Annotated in this window: 16 protein-coding genes; 8 read left to right on the forward strand and 8 right to left on the reverse strand. The window is 65.8% G+C overall.

All coding sequences use genetic code 11. The annotated features are described in order from the left end of the window. Nucleotides 1-54: 54 nt before the first annotated feature. The 5 genes from ACYVKM_RS16245 to egtD all read left to right on the forward strand — a co-directional run bounded on the left by ACYVKM_RS16245 (nt 55) and on the right by egtD (nt 5,722). Nucleotides 55-579 (forward strand): alpha/beta hydrolase, encoded by a 525-nt coding sequence (locus tag ACYVKM_RS16245; protein ID WP_460878652.1) that lies wholly within the window; start codon nt 55-57, stop codon nt 577-579. Next, nucleotides 576-2,762: a bifunctional 23S rRNA (guanine(2069)-N(7))-methyltransferase RlmK/23S rRNA (guanine(2445)-N(2))-methyltransferase RlmL gene (gene rlmKL, locus ACYVKM_RS16250; RefSeq protein WP_460878653.1), complete on the forward strand. Its 2,187-nt coding sequence runs from the start codon at nt 576-578 to the stop codon at nt 2,760-2,762. The genes ACYVKM_RS16245 and rlmKL overlap by 4 nt, the downstream gene beginning before the upstream one ends. Nucleotides 2,763-2,825: 63 nt before the next feature. Next, nucleotides 2,826-3,233, forward strand: a complete 408-nt coding sequence (locus ACYVKM_RS16255) for a hypothetical protein (RefSeq protein WP_460878654.1) — start codon at nt 2,826-2,828, stop codon at nt 3,231-3,233. A 252-nt stretch (nt 3,234-3,485) separates the two neighbouring features. Further along, nucleotides 3,486-4,736 carry an ergothioneine biosynthesis protein EgtB gene (gene egtB / locus ACYVKM_RS16260; protein WP_460878655.1) on the forward strand — a complete coding sequence of 417 codons (1,251 nt, stop codon included), beginning with the start codon at nt 3,486-3,488 and terminating at the stop codon, nt 4,734-4,736. After that, nucleotides 4,733-5,722: an L-histidine N(alpha)-methyltransferase gene (gene egtD, locus ACYVKM_RS16265; RefSeq protein ID WP_460878656.1), complete on the forward strand. Its 990-nt coding sequence runs from the start codon at nt 4,733-4,735 to the stop codon at nt 5,720-5,722. Before egtB ends, egtD begins: the two co-directional genes overlap by 4 nt. A 55-nt stretch (nt 5,723-5,777) precedes the next feature. Here egtD and ACYVKM_RS16270 read toward each other — a convergent pair whose 3' ends face one another. Both ACYVKM_RS16270 and trxC read right to left on the reverse strand, forming a co-directional pair. Further along, on the reverse strand, nt 5,778-7,283 hold the full coding sequence (locus ACYVKM_RS16270) for a S10 family peptidase (RefSeq protein WP_460878657.1): 1,506 nt from the start codon (nt 7,281-7,283) through the stop codon (nt 5,778-5,780). Nucleotides 7,284-7,367: 84 nt separating this feature from the next. After that, nucleotides 7,368-7,811, reverse strand: coding sequence for a thioredoxin TrxC (trxC, locus tag ACYVKM_RS16275; protein WP_460878658.1), 444 nt, complete (start codon nt 7,809-7,811; stop codon nt 7,368-7,370). A gap of 101 nt (nt 7,812-7,912) precedes the next feature. Between trxC and ACYVKM_RS16280 the strand changes: the two genes are divergently transcribed. Continuing rightward, on the forward strand, nt 7,913-8,401 hold the full coding sequence (locus tag ACYVKM_RS16280) for a hypothetical protein (protein ID WP_460878659.1): 489 nt from the start codon (nt 7,913-7,915) through the stop codon (nt 8,399-8,401). 98 nt (nt 8,402-8,499) lie between these two features. Here ACYVKM_RS16280 and ACYVKM_RS16285 read toward each other — a convergent pair whose 3' ends face one another. The 6 genes from ACYVKM_RS16285 to ACYVKM_RS16310 all read right to left on the reverse strand — a co-directional run bounded on the left by ACYVKM_RS16285 (nt 8,500) and on the right by ACYVKM_RS16310 (nt 15,241). After that, nucleotides 8,500-9,219 (reverse strand): SH3 domain-containing protein, encoded by a 720-nt coding sequence (locus ACYVKM_RS16285; RefSeq protein ID WP_460878660.1) that lies wholly within the window; start codon nt 9,217-9,219, stop codon nt 8,500-8,502. A 115-nt stretch (nt 9,220-9,334) separates the two neighbouring features. Then, complete coding sequence (locus tag ACYVKM_RS16290) at nt 9,335-10,639, reverse strand: amino acid permease (RefSeq protein WP_460878661.1); 1,305 nt, start codon at nt 10,637-10,639, stop codon at nt 9,335-9,337. After that, nucleotides 10,636-11,739 carry an aromatic ring-hydroxylating oxygenase subunit alpha gene (locus ACYVKM_RS16295; protein ID WP_460878662.1) on the reverse strand — a complete coding sequence of 368 codons (1,104 nt, stop codon included), beginning with the start codon at nt 11,737-11,739 and terminating at the stop codon, nt 10,636-10,638. Before ACYVKM_RS16295 ends, ACYVKM_RS16290 begins: the two co-directional genes overlap by 4 nt. A 130-nt stretch (nt 11,740-11,869) precedes the next feature. Next, entirely contained in the window at nt 11,870-12,682 is an 813-nt protein-coding gene (locus ACYVKM_RS16300) for an SH3 domain-containing protein (RefSeq protein WP_460878663.1), read from the reverse strand. Between the two features lie 121 nt (nt 12,683-12,803). Continuing rightward, nucleotides 12,804-13,406 carry a peptide-methionine (R)-S-oxide reductase MsrB gene (gene msrB / locus ACYVKM_RS16305; protein WP_460878664.1) on the reverse strand — a complete coding sequence of 201 codons (603 nt, stop codon included), beginning with the start codon at nt 13,404-13,406 and terminating at the stop codon, nt 12,804-12,806. Between the two features lie 113 nt (nt 13,407-13,519). Further along, nucleotides 13,520-15,241: a cytochrome c biogenesis protein DipZ gene (locus tag ACYVKM_RS16310; RefSeq protein ID WP_460878665.1), complete on the reverse strand. Its 1,722-nt coding sequence runs from the start codon at nt 15,239-15,241 to the stop codon at nt 13,520-13,522. A gap of 126 nt (nt 15,242-15,367) precedes the next feature. Here ACYVKM_RS16310 and ACYVKM_RS16315 point away from each other — a divergent pair, with 126 nt between their 5' ends. Then, the gene (locus ACYVKM_RS16315) at nt 15,368-16,033 is read left to right on the forward strand and encodes a sigma-70 family RNA polymerase sigma factor (RefSeq protein WP_460878666.1); all 666 of its coding nucleotides are present in this window, start codon (nt 15,368-15,370) and stop codon (nt 16,031-16,033) included. 5 nt (nt 16,034-16,038) lie between these two features. Next, complete coding sequence (locus ACYVKM_RS16320; protein WP_460878667.1) at nt 16,039-16,692, forward strand: NrsF family protein; 654 nt, start codon at nt 16,039-16,041, stop codon at nt 16,690-16,692.

The following is a 16,692-nucleotide window of genomic DNA, read 5'->3' on the forward strand; positions in this document are numbered from 1 at the left end:
AGGCCGCCTGTTACCATGCACGTCTTGCTTTTCGAAGTTTTCACGGAGACCGCCATGCGCGGCCAGATCATTCTCTCGCACGGCTCGGATTCCGGCCCGGACGCCACCAAGGTCAGCGCGCTGGCTGCACTGGCCGACTCACTGGGCTGGCGCACGCAGCGGCCGGATTACCGCGCCGACGATGCGCGTGGCCATGCGGGCTCGGTGGCGCCGCGGATCGCCCGCCTGCGCGCCACCATCGAGGCGCTGGATGCGCCGCCGCTGCTGGTCGGCTCCAGCATGGGCGCGTTCGTGTCCGGTCTGGCATCGCTGGATGTGCCGGTGGCTGGTTTGCTGCTGCTGGCCACGCCCAGTGCAATCCCCGGCTATCCGCGCGCGTTCGACCTGCGCCGCGAAGTGCCGGCCATGTTGATCCATGGCTGGCGTGACGAGGTCTGCCCACTGGCGGGCATCCATGCGTTCGCGGCACAGCATCGGCTGCCATTGCTGGTGCTGGACGATGACCACCGGCTGGGTGCCAGCATGGACGTGATCGCTGCGCAGTTCCGCCAGATGCTCGATCGGCTGGCCGCCGCATGAGCCACTACTTCGCCACCTGTCCGAAAGGGCTGGAATATCTGCTGCGCGATGAGCTGATCGCGATGGGCGCCACGGACGTGCGCGAGGCGCTGGCCGGCGCGCATTTCTCGGGTGCGCTGGAAACCGCGTATCGCGCCTGCCTGTGGTCGCGCCTGGCCAGTCGCATCCTGCTGCCGCTCGCCGAATTCGATGCGGCCGATGACGACGCGTTGTACCGCGGTGTGCAGGAGCTCGACTGGAGCCAGCATCTGGCCGCACACGCCACCTTCGCGGTGGATGCCGGTACCGCGATGAGCAAGCTCACCCACAGCCAGTTCATCGGCCTGCGCGTGAAGGATGCGGTGGTCGACCAGTTCCGTCAGCGCGATGGCACGCGGCCCGGCATCGACACCGACGAGCCGGACATCCGCATCAACGTGCGCCTGCGCCGCGACCGCGCGACCGTGTCGCTCGATCTCGCCGGTTCCCCACTGCATCGACGCGGCTGGCGCGAAGTGCAGGGCGAGGCGCCGCTGAAGGAAAACCTCGCCGCCGCGATGTTGCTGCGTGCACGCTGGCCGGAGGTGTATGCCGCGGGCGGCGCCTTGCTCGATCCGATGTGTGGTTCCGGCACGCTGCTGATCGAAGGCGCGTTGATGGCGGCTGACGTGGCCCCCGGCCTGCGCCGCGAATATTTCGGCTTCCTCGGTTGGCAGCAGCACGACATCGCGTTGTGGCGAGGCCTGCTGGATGAGGCGAGGCAGCGTGCCGAAACCGGCCTGCGCGGATTGCGCAGCGCGTTCTTCGGCAGCGATGCCGACCCGCGCATGGTGCAGACAGCCAAGCGCAATGCACAGGAAGCGGGCGTAGCCGGCTTCTTTACGCTGGACCGGCAGGACATGGCGCACGCCGCACCACCCCCGGGCATCGATTACGGTCTGGTCATCACCAACCCGCCGTACGGCGAGCGCCTGGGCGAACGTGCCGAGATGCCGAAGCTGTACCGCGCGCTGGGTGACACCTTGCGGGCGCGCTTCACCGGCTGGCGCGCGGCCGTGCTGGCTGGGGATGTGGAATTGGGTCGTGCCATGCAACTGCACGCTGACAAGCGTTATGCCTTGTACAACGGTGCGCTGGAAACCGTGCTGCTGACGTTCGACCTGGCCAGGCGCGAAGAGGCGCCGCGCGAACCGAAGCCGTTGTCGACCGGCGCGCAGATGCTGAAGAACCGGCTGGAGAAGAATCTCAAGCACCTGCGCAAGCGGCTGACTCGCGAAGGCATCCATTGCTGGCGTGCCTACGACCAGGATCTGCCCGAATACGCGGCGGCGATCGACGTCTACGGCGACACGAACGGCGACGATCACCTGCACATCCAGGAATACCGTGCACCGGCCGACGTGCCTGCCGATGTCGCCCGTCTGCGGATGCGTGAGATCGCCCGTGTCGCCGGCGAAGTGCTGGGCGTGCCGCGTGAGCGCATCGCACTGAAGACGCGCGAGCGTGGCAAGGGCGGTTCCAAGTACGGCCAGCTCGACCAGCGCAACGAGTTCATCGAGGTGGAGGAGGGTGGCCTGAAGTTCCTGGTCAACCTTACCGACTATCTTGATACAGGCCTGTTCCTCGATCATCGACTGGTGCGCGCGAAAGTGCGCGAGCTGGCAGACGGCAAGTGCTTCCTCAACCTGTTCGCCTATACCGCCACCGCCAGCGTGCACGCAGCGGCCGGCGGCGCGGTGGAAACCACCAGCGTGGATCTGTCTGCAACCTACCTGGAATGGGCTTCGCGCAATCTGGCGCTGAACGGTTTCAGCGGTGCGCGTCACCGGTTGATGCAGTTCGATGCGCTGGACTTCCTTCAGCGCGACCGCGGCCATTACGGGCTGATCTTTGTCGATCCGCCGACATTCTCCAATTCCAAGCGGGCCGAGGATTTCGACGTGCAGCGCGATCACGTCAAACTGCTGCATGCATGCGACGAGCGGCTGACCCGCGATGGCGTGATCGTGTTTTCCAACAATTTCCGACGCTTCAAGCTTGATCGCGCGGAGCTGGAACAGCGCTTCGAGATCGAGGACTGGAGTGCCCCCAGTATCCCGTTCGACTTCGCCCGCCGCGCCGATATCCACGGCTGCTGGCTGCTGCGGCGGCGCAAACCTGAGGCCGGGATTAACCCCTGGGATAGCGCCCGTATCAAAAAATGAACCCTTCAGTCCACATTAAGCGCAGCGAGACGAGCATAGGCAGCGTCTCAACGGAGAAGTGTCATGACCAAACGTTTCGGTAATCTGGGCAAGCTGGCAGTCCTGGGCCTGGCGATCGCGGCAACTGCGGCGATGCCGCTCTCCGCATCAGCCCGTGGCTGGGGCGGTTATCACGGCGGCTACCATGGTTACCATGGTGGCTACTATGGGCATGGGCGTGGCGGTTACTGGAGCGGCGGTCGCTGGATTGCAGGCGCGATCGTCACCGGTGCCGTGGTCGGACTGGTGGCGAATGCCCTGAGCCCGCCGCCGGTGTATTACGGCCCTCCGGTGGTTTACGCGCAGCCGGGTGTGGTCTATGCACAGCCTGGCGTGGTCTACCAGGACGGTCCGCCGGTGGTGAGCCGTACGGTGATCTACAACAATCCACCGCCGGGCAGTTACGTCCGCGATGACGGCTACAGCAACTAAGCCAGTATGTTTTAGAAGCGATTGAAGAGCCCGGCGAAAGCCGGGCTCTTTTGTTTTTGATGTTGTGCAACATGCCGGACGGAAGGTGCTGCCTGCGCGCTGCCCTTGTCCATGGCTGCGATGAAACGTCATCTGCGTATCACACGATTTGAACGATGCGCACGGCATGCTGGCGGGCATGTTTTTGAGCCACTCACGCCGCAAGGTACCCCGTGCTTCAACTCTGCTGACAGCTGCTCGGTGGGAGGGCTGATGGCGAGTACGCAGCTGTCCGGGCCGGTGGGGATCGCCGCGCGATTCCGGCAGGTACGGCAACGGACCCTCGATCTGTGCGCCAGCCTCAGCGCCGAGGATCTGCTGGTGCAGTCGATGCCGGACGCCAGCCCGGGCAAGTGGCATCTGGCGCATACCAGCTGGTTCTTCGAGCAGTTCGTGCTGGCGCGCGATCCGACCTGGCGGCCGCGCGACCCGGCGTGGCATTACCTGTTCAACTCCTACTACCAATCGGTCGGCCCGATGCATGCGCGCCCCCAGCGTGGCCTGCTGTCGCGGCCGTCGCTGGACGAAGTGCATGGGTACCGGCATGACATCGACGATGCGGTGAGCAGGTTGCTGGCCCGCAGTGAGGATGCGGAACTGGCCACGCTGGTGGAGCTGGGTATGCAGCACGAGCAACAGCATCAGGAACTGCTGTTGACCGACATCAAGCATGCGTTCTGGTGCAATCCATTGCAGCCGGCGTATCGGGCTCCTCTTGCCGGCGCGACGAACACGAAAGCGCTGCCGTTGCGCTTTGTCGATGGTCGCGACGGCATCGTCGAAATCGGCCATCGTGGCGGGAACTTCGCGTTCGACAATGAAACGCCACGCCATCGCACCCTGCTGCAACCGCATGCACTGGCCAACCGGCTGGTGACCAATGCCGAATACCTGGCTTTTGTGCGCGAGGGGGGCTACCGCGAACCTGGCCTGTGGCTTTCCGACGGCTGGGCGACGGTGCAGCGCGAGGGCTGGCAGCATCCGATCTACTGGCAGGCCGACCTGGTCAGCGAGTTCACCCTGGCCGGCGTGCGTGCGCTCGATCCGCATGAGCCGGTGTGCCATCTGAGCTATTACGAGGCCGAGGCGTTTGCCCGTTGGGCGGGCGCGCGGCTACCGACCGAGGCCGAGTGGGAATCGGCGGCGCAGGGTGTCGGGATCATCGGCAATCTGCAGGACGACCAGCGCTTCCAGCCAAGTGCGGCGACAGCCGGCGACGGTTTGCAGCAGCTGTATGGCGATGTGTGGGAGTGGACCGCCTCGCCGTACGTCAGCTATCCGGGCTTTCGCCCGTTGCCCGGTTCGCTGGGCGAATACAACGGCAAATTCATGTGCGGGCAGTGGGTGTTGCGCGGTGGCTCCTGCGTCACGCCACGCAGCCATATCCGCGCCAGTTACCGCAATTTCTTTCCGCCTCATGCCCGCTGGCAGTTTGCCGGGCTACGACTGGGACAGAACCGATGAGCAGTGTGCAACCTTGTGGCGTCAGCGACGACGATCGTCGCCCGCCGGTAAACGATTTGCTGGAAGTCGCCCAGCGCGGCCTCGCGCTCAAGCCCAAGCGGCTGCCTTCGTGGCTGTTCTACGACGAGCGCGGCTCCGCCCTGTTCGAGCAGATCTGCGAGCAGCCGGAGTACTACCTCACGCGCTGCGAAATCGAGCTGATGGCCGAACACGCGGAAAACATCGCCGATACCCTCGGCAGCGAAGTACGCCTGGTCGAATACGGCAGCGGCAATGCACGCAAGACCCACATGCTGCTGCAGCATCTGCATGCGCCGGTCGTCTATGTGCCGGTGGAAATCTCGCCCGAGCCGTTGCGCCAGAGTGTCGCGCGGCTGGCCGGGGAATTTCCGCAACTGTCATTGCAGCCGCTGTGCGCCGACTTCAGCAAGCCACTGCGCCTGCCGATACCGCCGCGCGCTCCGCGGCGCACGGTGGTGTACTTCCCGGGCTCGACCATCGGCAATTTCGAGAACCGGGAGGCAGCGGTCTTGCTGCGCAAGATGCGCAACGAGATGGGCGATGCTGGCGGCATCCTGATCGGGGTGGACCTGAAGAAGGATCAGGCGCTGATCGAAGCTGCCTACAACGATCATGCCGGCGTCACTGCAGCATTCACCCTCAACATGCTGACCCGGCTGAACCGCGAGATCGGCTGCAACTTCGAGCTGTCGGCGTTTGCCCATCGGGCGCATTACAACCCGATGGCCGGGCGCATCGAGACGCATATCGTCAGTCGGCGGGAACAACAGGTGAAAGTCGGGCGCGTGAACGTGGCGTTCCGCGAAGACGAGGCGATGCAGGTCGAATACAGCTGCAAGTATTCGATGGCCGACTTCGCTGCGCTGGCCGCCAGGGCCGGGTTGGCCGTGTTGCGCACATGGACCGACCCGGCGCAGATGTTCAGCCTGCAATATCTGGTGCGCGCCAGCACCGTGGCGCGCTGAGCTTCTTCGTGCATCCATCTGCCGGGGCATGCATCGCATACCCCGGCACGACCGGTTACTTCACGCCGTACAAGGCCCGCACGTCGGCGGTCAGCGCTGCCTGGCTGTCCTGGCGCGCGTAGAACATATGGCCGCCGGGATATTCCTTCACCTGCACGCGGGTCGGATCACCCATCGCCGGCATCTGGTCGACGATCAGCACCGAGGCCATGAACGGGCAGGACAGGTCGTCCCAGCCGTGGGCGATCAGCACGCGCAAGCCTGGATCGTTCGCGACGGCTTCGCGCAGTTGCGAGACCGAACCCTTGTTGGCGTCGTCGTCCTCGTGCCAAAGCTTGTTCACCTCGTAGCTGAGCGCGTTGTAGCGGCCCTCGTATTTCCAGCCCACGGTCTGGGTGACGAAGTTGACCATGGCGCTGGTGGTCGGCGCGATGATGCCGTTGAGGATCGGGTCGCCGGTCTGCTGATGGGGTGCGTACGGGAACGGATCCCATGCGGTGACGTTGGAATCGTAGCGGCTGCCCAGGCGGCCTTCGGCACGGTAGACCTCACGCAGGTAGGCCTGGGTTTCCAGTCGGCCGCCCGAGCGTTTCACGAACAGCGGATCGAGTCCGGTCAGTTCGGTGACCTTCTTCACCACGCGTTCGGTGGCCTGCGGATCGGAACGTCCGCGCATCAGGTCGCTGGCGTATTCGCCGCGGGTGTATTCGATGACCGGCGCCATCGCCTCGGCGGTGAGCTTGTGCTCGCGCTCCAGGTGCGCGGCGGCGATCGAAGGCAGGGTCTGCATCCACGGCAGCGGCGACACGTTTTCGTCGTCGGATGCGGCGGGATCAAGATAGGGCGACAACAGCACCACGCCGTTCATCGCCACGCCGAGCTGGGTCTGCAGGTAGTCGGTGATGCGCGGGCCGCGGAAGCCGCCGTAGCTTTCGCCGACCAGGTATTTGCGCGAGGTCATGCGGCCGTTCTTCACCAGCCAGTCGTAGACGATGCGCGACAGATACTTGATGTCCGTGTCGGTGCTGTAGAACTGCTTGGTCGCTTCCTTGTCGTCCACCAGCGCGCGGCTGAAGCCGGTGCCGACCGGATCGATGAACACCAGGTCGGTGAAGCCCAGCCAGGTACCGGGATTGTCGTGCAGGGTCGCGGGGTCGGACGGGTTGTCGCCCTCGACGCCGAAGTTCACCTTCTTCGGGCCGATCGCACCGAGGTTCAGATACACCGACGAGGCACCCGGACCGCCGTTTAGCGCGAACGTCACCGGGCGATCCTTGCCGGCCATGGTGTAGGCGGTGAACACCACTTCGCCGGTGATGTCGCCTTTCTCGTTGCGCACCGGCAGCGAGCCCACGGTGACGGTGTACTTGAGCGTCCTGCCATCCACCGTGGTGGACTGCGTCACGTGCGCGTCGGCCGGAAACGGCGGCAGATGGAAGCCATTGCTGCTGGCTGCATCTTGGGTCGCCGGCGGCTTGTGGGAGTCGGCCGCCAGCGCCGATGTATTGAATCCGGCCAGCACCATGGCTGCCAGCAGGGCCGTTTGCAGGGACTTGCGCACGGATATTTCCTCGTGGGTTAAAGGTCCAAGCGTAGCGGCCCGCGACGCGGCCGGAGTGTGCACAAAGGCATGGGTGCGGGCGGCTCAGGGCCGTGCAAGCGCCGTCTGGACGAATTGCTGCAGTTGTGCCGCATTCAGCGCGCCGGACTGCCGCGCAACCTCGTGGCCCTGACGGAACAGGATCAGGGTGGGGATGCTGCGGATGCCGAATCGCTGGGCCAGCTGCGGCTGTGCCTCGGTGTCGAGCTTGGCCAGTCGCAGGCGAGGCTCGAACCGGCGTGCGGCCTGCGCGAACACCGGCGCAAAACCGACGCATGGCCCGCACCAGGGTGCCCAGAAATCCACCAGTACCGGCAGGTCGCCGCGTCCGGCAATGGCGTCGAAGTTCGCGGTCGTCAGTTCGACCGGGTGCCCGTCAAACAGGGCCTGCCTGCATCGACCGCAATTCGGTTGCTCGCCCACGCGCGCAGCGGGCACGCGATTGAGCGCGCCGCAATGCGGGCAGGGGATCGTCAGTGGCGTGCTCATGGCAGACTCCGGCATGGGACGGGGTATTTCGCGCGATACCGGCAAAATGGCGGCAGCCTTGGGCAAACCCAAGCCGGCGACAGGTGCCGAGGCGGATGAGCATGAAAAGACCTTTGCATGACACCGGCGAGTCGATGCCACGGCTGCTGTTGCGTGGGCTGGTGGCACTCGGCATGTGCTGGACCTTGCCGAACAGCCTGCTCGGGTTGCTGGCCGGAATCATCGGCTGCGCATTCGGTGCGCGCATGCACTGGCAGGCGGGTGTGCTGGCTGTAGTGGTGTGCCGCTGGCCATGGCCATGGGGATCCGGCGGCGCATTGACGCTCGGTAATGTGATCCTGCATACCGGCGAACGGCTGGACACGCTCTGCTTCACCTATGCGCATCGCGCCGGCCATGGCATCGAGCCACCGGTGTCGCTGGCCGATCATGAGCGCGCGCATGTGCATCAGTACATGCTGTTCGGGCCGCTTTTCCTGCCGTTGTACCTGCTGTGCGGCGGCGTCAGTGCACGCAATCCGTTTGAACATGCAGCGGATCGCTATGCGCAGAGCGGGCGGGGTTGGTGCCCATGGGGCAGCCACGATTGACCGCCTGATGCCGCGCTTGCGCCGATCGCGACGAAGCTCCGATTGCAAAACGCCGCGGGTTGGCCGCGGCGTCTGGCGAAGGTGCTGGACAAGCGCAGTCAGTTGCCGTTCTTGCTCTTGTCGGCAGGCGCTGGTCGGGTCTGTGGCTTGGGACGATTGCCTTGGCCGGGCTTGCCTTGCGTCGGCGGTGGGCGATTGCCCTGTCCTGGTTGAGGACGATTGCCCTGGGCCGGTGGCGGTCTCTGTCCCTGGCCCGGGTTCCCGGTACCCGGCCGCGGCCTGTTCCCGTTGCCCGGCTGCGGGCGAGGCGGCGGCCTGTTCCCATTGCCTGGTTGTGGGCGCGGTGGCGGCCTGTTTCCATGACCCGGCTGTGGGCGCGGCGGTGGGCGATGAATCGGCCGCGGTGGCGGACGACTGATGATTGGACGGCGGTACCAGTCATTGCGCTGACGATAGAACGGACGATTGCTGTAGTAGTTGCTCCAGTACGTGCCGATCACGAAGCTCACGATCGGTATGCCGATGTTTGCGCCGTACTCCTGCACGATCACCGGCTGGTTTTGATACTGGTACTGGATGTAGGTGCCGGCCACCCAGCCGCGCGTGCCCATGGTGATCACATCGCACCACTCCCAGCCGGTGGTGCAGCCCTGGATATTGACCGCAGTGCCGGCGGGAACCGTGGTGATGAGCGGGTAGCTGGCATCCGGGCCGGCGCGAAGATTGAGGTTGCCGGTGACGTAGCCATCGGCAGCCTGCGCCAGGGCGGGTACGGCCAGTGCAAGGGAAGCAAGAACCAACCAGGCAAGACGTTTCATCGAGGACATCTCCCGTGTAGCCGCCCGGCAACGATCGTTGCCGGGTTCGCGTTCCATCAGGTGCCGAAGGGCCTGGTTACTCTGGACCGGATGCAGTGACGGCGCAAGCGCCTGGTCAGCCTGGCTGGATCTTCTTGTGAGGCCTGGCGTTGATGCGCTGCCAGACATGGATCGGCAATCCGGCGATCAGCAGCACCAGTCCCCACCACAGGGACTCCGCGCCCGTGCCGACCAGTGCCCACAGGCTGTACAGCAAGGCGCCCGAGGCAATCAGCTTGCGCCACCCCTGCGCGGAGACATCGATGCGCCACCATGCCAGCACGCTGATCACATACGGCAGCAGGCAGGTGGCGGTGGACAGCAGGATCGAGAAGGTGAACAGCGCGACCAGGCTGCGACTGTAGTTGGCAGCAATCAGTGCGCTGGCCAGCACGCTGCTGAGCAGCAGGCCGAAACGTGGCGTGCCGTGACGATCCACTCGCGCGAACGCTGCAGGAAACACCCGGTCCTGTGCCGCCGCCAGCGGTGTCTGCGCCTGCAGCAACACCCAGCCGTTGAGTGCACCGAAGCAGGAGACCGTGGCGACCACGCCGACGCCGACGCCGGCCAGCGGCCCCCACAACTGGCTCGCTGCATCGGCCATCGGCGCCGCTGAATTGCGCAGCACGTCGATCGGCAACAGGCCGATCACCACGGTGCAGGCGAGCATGGTGGTGATGCCGGCAATCAGCATGCCGATCACGGTGGCGCGCGGCACCGTGCGTTCGGGATCGCGCACCACGCCGGTCGGAACCGTCGCCGACTCCAGCCCGAGCAATGCCCACAGCGTCAATGCCGCCACGGCGGTGGTGACTTGGAGCAGAGGCTGGCCGCTGGGGTTGAACGGTCGATAGGCATCGAGATGGACCCAGCCCAGCCCGATCACGCCGAACAACAGCAACGGCACCAGCTTGAGCACGGTGGCGACGAACTGCATGCGCGCGGCCTCGCGTATGCCGGCCAGGTTCACCACGGTGCAGAACCACAGCGCTCCCAGCGCGCAGGCGGCACCACGCCATGGTGTTGCGGTGGCCTGCGGCCACACCGCGCCGAGACTGCCGGCAAACGCCACGGCGATCGCCGCGTTGGCCGTCCATACGCTGACCCAGTAGCTCCACGCCGCCACGAAACCCATGCCGTCGCCGAACGCCTTGCGCGCATAGCCGTAACCGCCACCATGGTTGCGCATCGCCTGCGCCAGCCATGCGTAGACCAGTGCCAGCAACAAGGCACCACCCAGGGTGAATGCCCAGCCGAGCACGCTTGCCGCACCGTACGGTGCCAACGCAGCCGGCAACAGGAACACGCCGGAGCCGATCATGTTGCCGACCACCAGCGCGATCAGCGTCCACAGGCCGAGTACGCGCGTGTCGCGACTCATGTGGGTGCGCGTGCGGTGCGGTAGGTACGGCGCAGCAGTTCGTGGAAGTGGTGCACGGCGTTCTCGCGCAGCGGATTCAACCGGCCGGCTTCGTAGGAGCCGGAGGCGAGGCCGCGCTGCACGTCCTCGCAGATCGTCACGTCCTCGTCCTGCACTTCGTCGCTGAACGCGATGTCCTTCGCGCGCCGCGCCAGCGCTTCGGGGCTGGCCGCCGGAGCGTAGTAGAAATCGAATTCGACGCGGCAGCGATCGACGCCCAGCGGCAGCACCCGGTTGGTCTGCAGGCGGCCGGGCAGGATGTTGAGCATCGCGTTGGGATACAGGAAGTAGTACAGCGCCTCGCCGCTGCCGTACAGGTCGTCGCCGCTGTCCAGCGGGCTGAACTGGAACGAATACCATTGCGCCGTCTCGGTGATGTAGCTGCGGTAGTCGAGCACGCTGTTGAGGCCCGGATGGATGTGCGGCACGTGATAGCCCTCCAGGTAGTTGTCCACGTAGACCTTCCAGTTGCAGGCGACTTCCCAGCTGGCGCGGTGATGGAATTCGAAACCGGCCAGCGAGCGTTCCGGGCCGAGCCGCGCGTCGATGCCGGCGACGAATTCGTCGAACGGCGGAGCCTCGCCGGTGGCGACAAAGACCAGTCCCTGCCAGACCTGCACGCGCACTTCAGGCAGGCGGATCGTGGCCGGGTCGAAGTCCGGTGTGCGGCCCATCTCCGGCGCGCCGCGCAGCACACCGTCCAGTCCGTAGGTCCATCCGTGGTAGCGGCAGCGCAACGCGGTGGCGCCGCGGCCATCGCAACTGGCGATCGGCCCGGCGCGATGGCGGCAGACGTTGTGGAAGGCGCGAATCGTGGTGGCATCGCTGCGCACGATCAGCAACGGCAGGCCGGCAATCGCCGTCACCACATGGTCGCCTACACCGCTCAGCTGCGACTGATGGCAGACCAGCTGCCAGCTCTGCGCGAACACCGCCGTGGCATCCAGCGCCGGCATGCGTGGGTCGGTGTAGTAGCGTGCCGGCAGCGCCAGTGCATGATCCAGCGGCTGCGCAGCGAGTACGTCCGCTGAGAACAGGTCGGGAGAAAGCAGGTCAGTCATGGCCACACGCCGGTCGGATGCGATGCCGCAGTATCGACCGCCGCGCGCGCCACGGGAAGGGCGCTACGAGAACGAGTGCGGCGGGATGAACAGGTTCACCCCGCCGCACCATCATCACGTGATCCAGCGATCAGTGAGTGTCGTGGTCGTCCTTGCGCTCGGCCGGCCTGGCCTTGTCATTGGCTGGCCGGGCCGGCTGGCCATGGTTGGCGGCTGGCGGATGGTTCCCGCTGAATTGCGGCCTGGCATTCTGGACCGGCTGGGCATGATTGGCTTCCGGCTGGCGGTTGCCATATTGCTGCGGCCGGCTGTTCTGGACCGGCTGGGTACGATTGGCCTCCGGCGGACGATTGCCGTACGACTGCGGCCGCCCATTCTCGGTCGGCTGAACCGCGTGTTCCGCTCTGACCGGCCCTGGATGACCCGGCTGTGATCCGCGGTACGAAGGGTTGTAGTGATTGCCCGGGCCGCCGCGTACCGGTCCGCGGTACAGCTCATTCCGCGGCGGTGGCGGTCGGCGCGGAATGTCGCGGTGGTACCAGCTTTCGCGTTCGCGATAGAACGGCCGGCCGCGATAGTAGTTGTCCCAGTACGCACCGATCGTGAAGGCGACAATCGGAATGCCGATCTGCGCGCCGTACTCGGGCAGCAGCACGGGCTGGTCCTGGTATTCGTACTGGATGAAATTGCCGGCGATCCAGCCGCGACTGCCGTCGTTGGCGTTGATCACATCGCACCACTCCCAGCCATCGGTACAACCTTGCACGTCGACTTCGGTGCCGGCGGGAAGCTGGTCAACCAGCGGATAGCTTGGGTCGGGGCCGGCACGCAGATTGACGTTGCCGGTGACATAGCCATCTGCTGCCTGTGCGAGCGCGGGGAAGGCCAGCGAAAGTGAAGCCAATGACAGTGACGCAAGAGCAAGACGTGTCAGCCGATTCATGCGCGCGATCTCCCGCGGGTGGATGTCGTCTGCAGTATATGCGCGCGCCAGCATGCCGATGTCGAGGGCTGCCCGGCGGCGGGTTATATCCGGTACATCACCGGTATATCGACTGTACAGCTCAGCCTGCCGTTAGTGCCACGAAGCGCAACGCCACCGAGTTCATGCAGTAGCGCAGGCCGGTCGGCCGCGGACCGTCGTCGAAGACGTGGCCGAGATGGCTGTCGCAGCCGGCGCAGCTGATCGCGGTGCGATCCATGCCGAAACTGTTGTCGCGATTCTGGATCAGGTTGCGTGCCGCGATCGGCTGCCAGAAGCTGGGCCAGCCGGTGCCGGAATCGAATTCGGTGGCCGCGTCGTACAGCGCCGTGGCGCAGGCGGCGCAGCGGAACAGGCCGGCATGGGCGGGTTTCTCATGCTCGCCGCTGAAGGCCCGTTCGGTGCCGTCGCGGCGCATCACGTCGAACGCCGCCGGCGACAATCGCTGCCGCCATTGCGCATCGGTCAGCACCAGCTTCGCTACCTGGCGTGGACCGAGATCGCGGCCGTCGTCGGAAAAGATTTCCAGCAGCACGTTACCGGGCTTGCCGACCGACGTGGCGTCGGCGGCAAACAGGCGCGGCACGACCAGACTGCCGCCGACCGCCAGCAGCGCACCGCCGGCTGCCGCCGCGCGCAGGAAGCGGCGGCGATCCATCGCGAGGGTTTCATCAAGACGTGACATGGCAGCCTCCGTTGAAATGCATTTTTTGTGGTGACGACTTCAGCCGCGATCGCTCTTTCTTGAATGATGCGGAAGCGTCGCGACTGAAGTCGCTCCCGCAACGGACATCCGAATCAGCCGAACGTGAAGGCGTATGCCTGCACACCGGGGTCGAGGAAGGTGATCTCGAACAACCGCTCGCCGCTGCCGCTGGCCTGGCGCACAAGCTGGTACAGGCGCTGGCTGTCGACGCTGCCGTTGCCATCGGCATCCGTATCCATGCCGTGGTCGGCACCGGGTGCCTTGCCGTCGATGGTGACGCGGAAGCGGATCGGTTTGCCGTCGCTGCCCGGACCGAGCACCAGGTGCAGGTCACGCCCGCGGAACCGGTAGATGATGCCGCCGCCAGCGGTGTCGAGCTGTGCACTTTCGCCGTGCACGGTCCAGTGTCCGTCGAGCGACCACTGATCGGCGGTCAGCGCGCTTGGAGCGTGGTAGTCCCAGGTGTCGTCATGTGCCACCTTGCCGCCGGCGAAGTTCATTGCGCGGGCATAACCGACATAGGTTTCCGGCGAGCGGGTGGGGTCGTTCGATGCGGCGGCTTCGACGCCATGATGGTCGTCGCTGACATAGCCGCCGGGCAGGTTTTTCTGGCCGGCCTCGGTCAGCAGCTGGCGGATCACGTCTTCGCTTGCCTGGTAGCCGCCTTCGCCGAAATGGTGGTGGCGGATCTGTCCCCGCGCGTCAATGAAGTAATGCGCCGGCCAATACTCGTTGTGGAAGCCCTGCCAGATCGCGTAGTTGTCATCCAGCGCGACCGGGTAGTCGACGCCCAGATCCTTGACCGCCTTGGCGACGTTGGCCGGATCCTTCTCGAAGGCAAACTCCGGCGAGTGCACACCGATCACCACCAGGCCGTGGTCCTTGTACTTGTCGGCCCAGCCGCGCACGTACGGCAGCGAGCGGATGCAGTTGATGCAGGAGTAGGTCCAGAAGTCGACCAGCACCACCTTGCCGCGCAGCGATTCGGTCGTCAGCGGTGGACTGTTCAGCCACTGGGTGGCGCCGGCCAGTGACGGCATCTCGCCTTCCACCGGCAACGGTTCCCCGGCTTTCACCACCGGATCAGGTGCTGGTGCCGGACGCACCGCGTTGATCAGCTTCTGCTCGATACCGCCCGTGCTGGCCAGCGAGACGCGGGTGAGCAGCCCGGTATCCAGTCCAAGCGCGATGCATGCGACCCCGGCCAGCACCAGCACGCCAAGCACGCGGCGCACCCACTCGCCGGCACCCAGCGAGCGTTTCATCAAGCCGAACACCTTGCCGCCGATCAGCAGGGCGAGGCCGAGCGAGGTCGCCGCGCCGCCGGCATAGGTGAGCAGCAGCAGGGTGGTCTGCACGCTGGCGCCGTTCAGGGCGGCACCGGTCAGCAACAGTCCGAGGATCGGCCCCGCGCATGGGGCCCACAGCAGGCCGGTGGCGACGCCGAGACCGGCGGCGCCCCAGATCGAATCGCCATCGCCGGCCGAACGCTGCGACAGCCGGTTGCCCAGCGCCACGAACGGGCGGCTGATCCATTCGGCCAGATGCGTCGACAGCAGGGTCAGGCCCAGGAAGGCCAGCACCACCATCGCCACGTAGCGGCCGTACTGGTTCGCATGCACCGCCCAGCCACCGCCGAGCGCGGCCAGCGTGGCCACGGCGGCAAAGGTGATCGCCATGCCCAGCAGCATGGGGAAGCCATTGCGCATGAACGGCCGATCCGAGCGGGCAAACACGAATGGCAGCACCGGCAGGATGCAGGGACTGAGGATGGTCAGGACGCCGCCGAGGTAGGCGAGGATCAACACGAGCATGGGTTGCATCCACTGGGGGTTTGTCTGGTATTCGCCGGCCGGCCGCCGGCAGTTACATGCTTGTACGAGGTAACCCTGTCGGCGGACGCAGCGAAGACCTGTTGAGGAGCCTGCCCGGGAGCAAGCATGTCGCAAGCCTTGACCGCCACCGGCTTCATGGGTCTAGATAGTGGACTTTCCCGTTGGGCAAGTGTCCATCAGACCGTGACCGTCGAATCCACCGCTGCCAACGACAGCGAATCGCCCGAGCAGCGTCGGGCGGCGTGGATGGCGGCTGCCCAAGGGGGCGACCGGCGCGCCTATGAAAGACTGCTGGCCGATTCGCTGGGATTGATCCGCGCAGCCGCACGGCGGCAGGGCGTGGCACTTGATCAGCTGGATGACGTGGTGCAGGAAACCCTGATCACCGTGCATCGCGTGCGCCACACCTATGACCCGGCGCGCTCCTACGATGCGTGGCTCACCGCGATCGCCAGTCGCCGCGCGATCGACTCCCTGCGTAGCAGCGGTCGGCGTGATCGGCGCGAGATCCACGATGAATTCGCGATCGACAGCCACCCCGATGCTGACGATGCCAGTACCGCCACCGAGGGCCAGCAGCGCGCGCAACGATTGCGCGAAGCGATCGCCGAGCTGCCGCCGGGCCAGCGCGAGGCGGTGGAGCAACTGGGTCTGCACGAGCGCTCGCTGAGCGAGGCGGCCGAACTCACCGGACGCAACACCGGCGCATTGAAAGTCAACCTGCATCGCGCGCTGAAGGCGCTGCGCGACCGTTTCCACGGAGAACCCTGAGTACCATGTCCGACCCACGACTGCATGAGGCACTGATAGACCGCCTTGGTACCGAACTGGTGCCGGTGCGTCGTCTGTTGCCCCCGTGGCTGCGCACAGCCGGCTGGCTGCTGGCAGTCGCGGTCATTGCCGCCGTGTTGCTGAGGCATTACGGCGCGAGCGGCATGCTGCAACGCTGGGCCGCTGCGCCGGATCTGGCCTGGGCGGGCATCGGTGCGGTGCTCACCACGATCTGCGCCGCCTGGGCTGCGTTTGCGTTGGGCGTACCGGGGCATCGCGCCGCATGGGCATGGCTGCCGTTGCCGAGTGCCCTGCTGTGGATCGGTGCCAGCGGCCTCGGTTGCCTGCGCGAGTGGATCGTGCCGGGAACCCATGTCGCCAGCATGCATCAGTCAGCCGATTGCCTGATCTTCATCATCAGCTTCTCGATCCCGCTGTCGGCACTGCTGATCGTGCTGCTGCGTCGCGCCTTCCCGCTGCGACCGGTGCTTACGGCCGTGATGATCGGTCTGGCCAGTGCAGCGGCTTCAGCCAGCCTGCTGGAAATCTGCCATGCCTACGATGCCGCCGCGACCGACCTGCTGACGCACGCGCTGGCGGTAGTCATCGTGATCGCGGTGAATGCGGCGATGGGTGGCCGGCTGCTTTCGAAAGCCTGA

It is taken from the genome of Rhodanobacter koreensis (assembly GCF_054782855.1).